This is a genomic window from Streptomyces sp. MB09-01 (assembly GCF_033794505.1).
Lineage (GTDB): Bacteria > Actinomycetota > Actinomycetes > Streptomycetales > Streptomycetaceae > Streptomyces.
The window spans coordinates 1-1,155 of record NZ_JARAYQ010000565.1 but is presented as its reverse complement, the minus strand read 5'-3'; the positions used below and the strand labels follow the sequence as shown (position 1 = coordinate 1,155).

Sequence of the window (1,155 nt, the reverse complement as noted above, 5' to 3'; positions counted from 1 at the left end):
GGTGGGCGTAGTCGGTGGGGGACCGGTCCTCGTCGACCTCCTGGGCGTAGACGGACGCGAGCAGGGGCAGCCAGTCGGTGGTGGCCTTGCCGTGCTGGGCGACGTCGAAGAACTCGAGGGCGACGGCGTCGGCCAGGCCGACGGGGGCGCCGTTGGTGAGGACTACGATGCCGAGCTTCTCCAGGGGGAGCATCGTGACGTTGGCGTTGGTACCGAGTTCGAAGGCGCCGGAGTGGCTTAGGCGCAGCCGGCCGGAGTCGTCGTAGGACACGTTCCAGCCGAGGCCGTAGAAGCCGGCGCGGCCTGAGGGGGAGGTGGGCGGCTGAGAGACGATCTGGGGAACGTGCGTGCGGGCGAGCGTGGCGGCGGGGATGATCCGCTTGCCGTCGAGGGTGCCGTCGGCCAGTTGGAGCCGCAGCCAGCGGGACATGTCGCGGGCGGTGGAACTGACGCCGCCGGCGGGGGCTTGGGCGTCCGGGTCGCGGACGTAGCGGGGGCTCCAGGTGCCGTCCGGGTTCTTGACGTGGGTGGCCGCGTGGTCGGAGGCGTTGACGTAGGCGGAGAACTCGGTGCTGGTGTGGGTCATGCCGGCGGGCTTGAAGAGGGTGTCCGCGCTGAGCTTCTGCCAGGTGGTGCCCTTGGCGCGGGCGACGGCCTCGGCGGCGGCGGTGAGGCCGGAGTTGGTGTAGGCGTAGCTCGCGCGGAAGGGGGTGAGGGGCTCCAGGCGCAGGTGGTCGAGGATGTACGACTGGTCGTAGCCGAGGTCTTCGAGGAGGTCGCCGGCGTGGTCGGGCAGGCCGCTGCGGTGGGAGAACAGGTCGGCGGTCGTGACGTGGTCGGTGACCCAGGGGTCCTTGAAGGCGAAGCCGGGGAGGGTGACGTGACGGTCCCACTCGTCGGGGGTGGTGAAGGCGCCGGCGATGACGGTGGAGGAGACGGGCTTGGAGACGGAGGCGATCTGGAAGACGGTGTCGGGGCCGACCTTGGCGGGCTCGCCGGTGCGGCGGACGCCGAAGCCCTTGAGGTGGACCACCTCGTCGTCGTGGACGACGGCCACGGAGAGGCCGGGGACGCCGGTGCGGCGCATCAGGTCGGTGATGGTCTGATCGAGGCGGGCCACGGCCTTGTCGATCTGGGCGTCGGTGAGCTGCGGCT

Annotated in this window: 1 protein-coding gene; it reads right to left on the bottom strand. The window is 71.3% G+C overall.

All coding sequences use genetic code 11. From position 1 onward, the window contains the following. Positions 1-1,155, bottom strand: a 1,155-nt coding sequence (locus tag PV721_RS43475) for a serine hydrolase domain-containing protein (RefSeq protein WP_319734414.1), incomplete at both ends; no start/stop codon positions are given.